This window comes from Photobacterium sp. OFAV2-7 (assembly GCF_022347985.1).
Taxonomy (GTDB): Bacteria; Pseudomonadota; Gammaproteobacteria; order Enterobacterales; family Vibrionaceae; genus Photobacterium.
In genome coordinates, this window is record NZ_JAKRFQ010000247.1 from 1 (window position 1) to 6,072 (window position 6,072).

At 45.9% G+C, this 6,072-nt stretch carries 7 protein-coding genes; 2 read left to right on the forward strand and 5 right to left on the reverse strand.

Features of this window, described 5'->3' with window-relative positions:
* Positions 1-162: 162 nt before the first annotated feature.
* Complete coding sequence (locus MHN01_RS13590; protein ID WP_239411836.1) at positions 163-990, forward strand: DUF2797 domain-containing protein; 828 nt, start codon at positions 163-165, stop codon at positions 988-990.
* A gap of 62 nt (positions 991-1,052) precedes the next feature.
* Here MHN01_RS13590 and MHN01_RS13595 read toward each other — a convergent pair whose 3' ends face one another.
* The 4 genes from MHN01_RS13595 to MHN01_RS13610 all read right to left on the reverse strand — a co-directional run bounded on the left by MHN01_RS13595 (position 1,053) and on the right by MHN01_RS13610 (position 3,827).
* Positions 1,053-1,691, reverse strand: a complete 639-nt coding sequence (locus tag MHN01_RS13595; RefSeq protein ID WP_239411837.1) for a RimK/LysX family protein — start codon at positions 1,689-1,691, stop codon at positions 1,053-1,055.
* A gap of 64 nt (positions 1,692-1,755) precedes the next feature.
* Positions 1,756-2,649, reverse strand: coding sequence for a phosphotransferase (locus MHN01_RS13600; protein ID WP_239411838.1), 894 nt, complete (start codon positions 2,647-2,649; stop codon positions 1,756-1,758).
* Between the two features lie 508 nt (positions 2,650-3,157).
* Positions 3,158-3,388 (reverse strand): DUF3389 domain-containing protein, encoded by a 231-nt coding sequence (locus tag MHN01_RS13605; protein WP_160650922.1) that lies wholly within the window; start codon positions 3,386-3,388, stop codon positions 3,158-3,160.
* 4 nt (positions 3,389-3,392) lie between these two features.
* Positions 3,393-3,827 (reverse strand): hotdog fold thioesterase, encoded by a 435-nt coding sequence (locus MHN01_RS13610; RefSeq protein WP_239411839.1) that lies wholly within the window; start codon positions 3,825-3,827, stop codon positions 3,393-3,395.
* 129 nt (positions 3,828-3,956) lie between these two features.
* On the opposite strand from MHN01_RS13610, the gene MHN01_RS13615 reads away from it, so the two are divergent.
* On the forward strand, positions 3,957-4,748 hold the full coding sequence (locus MHN01_RS13615) for a M48 family metallopeptidase (protein WP_239411840.1): 792 nt from the start codon (positions 3,957-3,959) through the stop codon (positions 4,746-4,748).
* Positions 4,749-4,837: 89 nt separating this feature from the next.
* Here MHN01_RS13615 and MHN01_RS13620 read toward each other — a convergent pair whose 3' ends face one another.
* Entirely contained in the window at positions 4,838-5,836 is a 999-nt protein-coding gene (locus MHN01_RS13620) for an OmpA family protein (RefSeq protein WP_239411841.1), read from the reverse strand.
* Positions 5,837-6,072: the final 236 nt, after the last annotated feature.

The following is a 6,072-nucleotide window of genomic DNA, read 5'->3' on the forward strand; positions in this document are numbered from 1 at the left end:
TCTAGTTGTTGTTATTAAACAAAATGATACCAAGACACCACAGACAGTAAACATATACAGCGCACAACTTACAAACATTTACAATACTGTAACCAACAGTGAATCAGTTCTGAGTTCGGGTGAGAGTAATGATAAAATCATCTCTACTACATAAAATAAAATATGAGCAAAGTCATGCTAGGCACACTAAAAAAAATGAAGTCATCGCTAGGAAATGAAGTTGAGTACCAGCTTCCTGTCGGTGATGAACTCTTGCCCCTAAACCCCCTAATAGGTAAAACACTGAAACTGACCTATACCGGAAATATCTTTTGCGATGCCTGTGGCAAGAAAACTAAGAAAAGCTACTCACAGGGACATTGCTTTCCCTGTATGAAAAAACTGGCTCGCTGTGACATGTGTATCATGAAGCCGGAAACTTGCCATTATGCAAAGGGAACCTGCAGGGAGCCAGAATGGGGGGATACCCACTGTATGGTGCCACACTACGTCTACCTTTCTAACACGTCAGGGCTGAAGGTTGGCATTACACGCCATACACAGCTACCGACTCGTTGGATAGATCAAGGTGCGACACAGGCACTACCTATTTTAAAAGTAAAGACCCGTCAGATTTCAGGTCTTGTTGAAATCGCCCTGGCCGAAATGGTGGCAGACAAAACGAACTGGCGGGCAATGCTCAAAGGGGACAACGAGAACATTGACCTGAAAGCTGAAGCTGAACGATTACTCCCTACCATCGAAACTCGCCTCAATGAACTTCTGGCACTGTATGGTGAAGATGCTGTCGAACAACTCAATGAAGAGTTGGTCAGCATTCAGTACCCGGTTACGCAATACCCCACTAAAATTACGTCCCATAACTTTGACAAAAACCCTACCGTAGAGGGGACGTTACTCGGTATCAAGGGGCAATATCTGATCTTCGATAACGGCGTGATCAATATCCGCAAGTTCACCAGTTACGAAGTGACGGTTGAGACACAGTAAAAGAAAGTGTTACAAAGCAAAAGGCGGTATCACCGCCTTTTTTATTACTGTTGGGGATGTGGCTATTTCTTCGCCTTTGGCTGTACGTATTTCCGCGTTCCGTCGACAATAGCAACGTCCCGGATAAAGTTAATTCCGAGCACAATTCCCTTGCCTGCTGTCAGCGCAAACTCCGTCAACTCATTCAGTTCGCCCAGCTTAGCCCTTAGCTTAACAACGGCCTGACGCTCTTTGCTTCCATTTTTACCTTTCAGCCAACGTTCAACAGGTAGCTCGACTGAATGGCCACTGGTTTTGAATTTAATCCAGTCATTTCCATCTCGCTCAAACTCCTGAACATCCGTCACGCCAATCGTAGAAAGCTTCACATCGGAGTCAACCTTCACTCTTACATGCTGCTTAGCTGAATCTAACCAAACCCACTCTTCTGCACCCAGAATTAACTTTCCGTCCTGGGTCTTAGTCACAACCGGTGCAGGCTTTGGTTTAGGCTCCGGCTTAGGCTCTGGTTTGAGTTCAGGTTTTACTACAGGCTCTGGCTGCGAAACCGGGGCAATCACAGGCTCACTAACAATGGGCTCAACAGGTTTCACCTCTCCCCCAACCTCTGGTTCAGGTTTCGGTTCTGGCCCACGGGTAACTTGTTGCTGTGCACATCCAGCGAGTATGACTGCTGCAATACAGGCTGCAATTATTCTCATTCTGTTAACCTTAAATCATTCCTATACCACAATAATATGCTGATAAATCATTCGCTAGCAAGTTCTACCTGTGGGCATAGATCTCGTTAAATTGATTTACCTTGGACGTTAGCCATGCCTCATCATACCATCCCATGTTTCGACTATGCTTAGCGTCATCCCACAAACTGAGGAACCAACGTCTAAGCTCGAAACCTTCGGCTAATGGCACTTTTTCCTGATATCGCTCAACAAGCTTCAAATCAGGGCGCACATCGTAGAGGTGAAATAGATCGAACTCGCGGTGCTTATAGCCCGCATCACAAGGGTCGAGAATTGCTGCTACTTTATATGTCCGAGGATCAAATAGCACGTTACCGACATGGCAGTCATCATGAACAAATGATGAGTTATTATTGATGGGTGAGAGGATCTCCTCCTTTCTCTCCCACATTGAGCCGTAGGCTTCTTTTAGTTTGGGCGAGAATGGTGAGCATCCACTTTGCACGTAGCGCAGCACCGGCGCCATCCAGCTATCAAACGCCTTGATCAGGCAAGGCTCATAGTGATCTTCTGCCAGCTCAAACCCTTGTTGCGATTGGTTATCATGAAGAGCAAGCAATAAATCGGTATAACTTTCACGAAAACTTTCAAGTGCGACAGGATCATTGGGTAAGTCATGAGCCGACATTCCATCGAGCCATTCCATCATTATGTAGTCATAGCCTTCTTCCCGGCCGAAAAACAATATTTCAGGAACAGAGCAATCAAGACAATCAGATAAGCGTTTTAAACTGTTAATTTCTTTCGCCAGCCGCCCTATCTCTCTTGAGAACTTTACGACAGCTTTCCCTCTTGGTGATGCCACAAATACAACCCAACCATAAAAAGTTTCTTGGATGTTGCACAGTTCAGGTCGCTGACTATACATAGTCAAATAGGCAGTTTCAGCAATTTGCTTAAGCTGAGGTTGAATCATTAACACTCCCTTTACCTTGAGAAACTGAACTCATTCAGTCACTTATTCCCTACACAAATACGCAGTCAATAATTCATTGTTTTAGTATTATCACTCACAACCAGAGTGCAACAAATGACACTTCGTCGCTAGAGTTTTGGGTCAAAATAGTAATTAATGAGCACGTGCTCTCATAAAATTGTATCCAGGGAGCCATTTCGGAGGTAAAAACTCGCAGTTTGAAGTGTTACGAGAAATGATCTCAATCCATTCTTAAAAAACAAAGAGTTGCAACTTGTCTTTATCAGTTACTATAAAGGCATTGAGTATGCGTGATACCGATATCAGAAGAGTAATATCAAGTTTAGATGCTGCGAAGCTCACAGCATTATACCCAAGCTACCTCAAGATGCAGGATTCAGAGTGAGACCAGCGAGCTCAGTTCAAGGAAAATGACGGTAGGAATGACTTTTCCCTTTCAACGTTCTTTGACACAGAAATGGGTTCGCTGGCTCACAGCATCTACAACTTATTGGATCGCAATACCTACCGCTTCTGCAAGCTGGTTCAGTTGCTCTTCACTATCCAGTCGTACCGACCAGTTAACGCCACTTCCAGTCGCGGTAACAACGTTGGCACCACCAATTAAGGTGATATCGTCAACCCTTGCCTGCAATGAGGCTCGAGATACGCCATTAAGACGAACAACCAACTCGTGCTGATTGGCAATGATACGTCCTTCAGAAAAAGATAAATTCATAGAGTTACGTGTCTTTCTTCTTATGCTTCATTACAGCCATCGTCAAACGACTGGTACACACCAAACGTCCCCGCTCTTCCGTAATTTCAATCTGCCAAACCTGGGTTGTCGTCCCGATATGCACTGGTGTTGCAATTCCTTTAACAATTCCACTGCGAACAGCACGTACATGGTTGGCATTAATGTCCAACCCTACACAATACCTCGTCTCATCAACACACATATTGGCAGCCAGTGAGCCAAGCGTTTCTGCCAACACGACTGACGCACCACCATGAAGCATCCCAAGCGGCTGATGGGTTCGCGCGTCAACCGGCATCACAGCACTCAGGCTATTGTCATCAAAATCGCTATACTCTATTCCGAGATGTTCGACCAGCGTATTCACCGAGCTCTGGTTCAAGCTATCTAAGGTGAAGTCTTTTTTCCAAATACTCATGAGGTTACCTATAGATCATTATGTCGCTAGAATACCACTCTCCCCCCTTACCGACTACTAACACTGCGTCTACCGTAGTATGATCGAACCATTAGTTTTTCCTATAATTGAATGGAAGGAGTCATTCAGATGAATTACTTTCGACCTCTTATCAGTACGGCGCTTATCGCCTCGGCCCTTGCACTAACGGCCTGTTCCAGTTCGCCGACAGGTCGTCAGCAAGTACTGCTATTCTCAAGCCAAGACATGTCGCAGCTTGGTGCGCAGTCTTTTGAGCAGCTAAAACAAAAAGAAACAATCAACCGCGACCCAAAAACCAACCAATATGTGCAATGTGTAACAAGAGCATTAACAACCAAGCTAAACCCGAGCAGCGGCTTCAGCCAATGGGAAGTAGTGGTTTTTGACAGTGAACAAGTCAATGCCTTTGCACTCCCGGGTGGAAAAATCGGTGTTTATACCGGCTTACTGGATGTAGCAAACAATCAGGATCAGCTTGCAACTGTGATCGGTCACGAAATCGGCCACGTATTAGCCCAGCACAGCAACGAACGCCTTTCACGTAACCAGTTAGCCAATGCTGGCCTACAGCTTTCCAGTATCGCTATTAGTGGAACGGAATATCATGATGCCGCCATGGCCGGGCTAGGACTCGGCGTACAATACGGCGTACTCATGCCATACGGTCGCGCTCAGGAATCTGAGTCCGATATCATTGGCCTGCGTCTAATGGCGGAAGCCGGGTTTAACCCGAATGAAAGCATCAACCTATGGCAGAACATGGCCAAAGCATCTGGCGGTAATCAACCTCCGGAGTTTTTTTCTACCCACCCGTCGCATTCTACGCGCATTGGTGATCTGAGAGCCGAAATTGGACGACTTCCAAGCTACAATGCAGCGCGCCCTCAGTGCCAGCTATAATTGGACCTACCTTAATTAGGACGGGTTACCCTTAAGGAAAAAGCGCCCGAAGGCGCTTTTTTTACTCAATAAGACTGCTTCCAAACGTGTTACTTCGTAATCTCAAAGCCAGGCGTGTACACTTCTACACGACGGTTTTTAGCACGACCTTCTTCCGTATCATTTGGCGCCAGCGGCTCAGATTCCCCCTTACCCTGGGCAACAATACGGCTTTTATTAATGCCAAAATGCGCGCCCAAATAACCGGCGACTACAGCTGCTCGCTCTTCAGACAGTTTCTGGTTGTATTCTTCAGAGCCTCGGCTATCGGTATGGCCTACGACATAGAGTTTTGTTTCCGGGTACTCCACCAGCCGTTGGGCAATAGGTTGAATTAGATCGATATCCGACTGCGATAAGGCATTACTATCAAAGGCAAAAGGCAAATTCACACTCAGCGCTTTCACTTTCATTACTTCCGGCTGAACAGGAACTGGTGCCGGCTCGGGGACTGGTTCAGGCTCTGGCTCAATAATGGCTACCGGCTCTGGCGCTCCCCAATAGTAGACAAGGCTAACACCATAGAAATGAACATCACTTTCGCCCGGGCTGCTACCTCCGACCTGGTTGTAATATTGGTACTCCGCGCGAGCAGACAGATCGTCATTAAAGAAATACTCAGCACCGATCCCCGCGGTTGCAGATACACCGTTATCATCCTGATTATTTACGCTGTTATCAACATCAAAGACGTAGCCACCTAACTTACCAAAGAGATCAAATGACGGCGCGGCATGCCACGTGAACTTACCTACCAAGTCCAAGCCATGCACTTCAAACCCACCGCCGCCAGTATTAGCGTCAGCCTGTCCCAGGTAGGTGTAACCACCTTCAACACCAAACCAAGAATTGTAGGTATAACCTATAAAGGCACCACCACCCCAGTCATCGCGTTCAAAACTGCTCTCGGCACCATCCAAAGCTCCACCGAAGCTATCGAAGTTGGTACCACCAATACGCGCACCGGCATACCACGGGTTATCTGTTGCAGCATGAACGACTCCCGATATTAACAATGCCAATGGGAGGATTTTGTACATTTTTGTCATATCTAGATATCCCTATTATTGATTCTTTTTTTGCCACTACCACTTTAGTGTTTAGAACCGAATTTGTTTTTTTACAAGGGAAATACAACAAATTGATGAGGAAAATCGTACATATATCAACAATAAAGAAAGGGCTTTGTTCATATCAATTTAAAGAGGCTGCCTAAGTAGGTAGACAATATTTGGACTTACAGGATTAGAGAACCATTGTTGGAATAATATAGAAGCTCATCGAA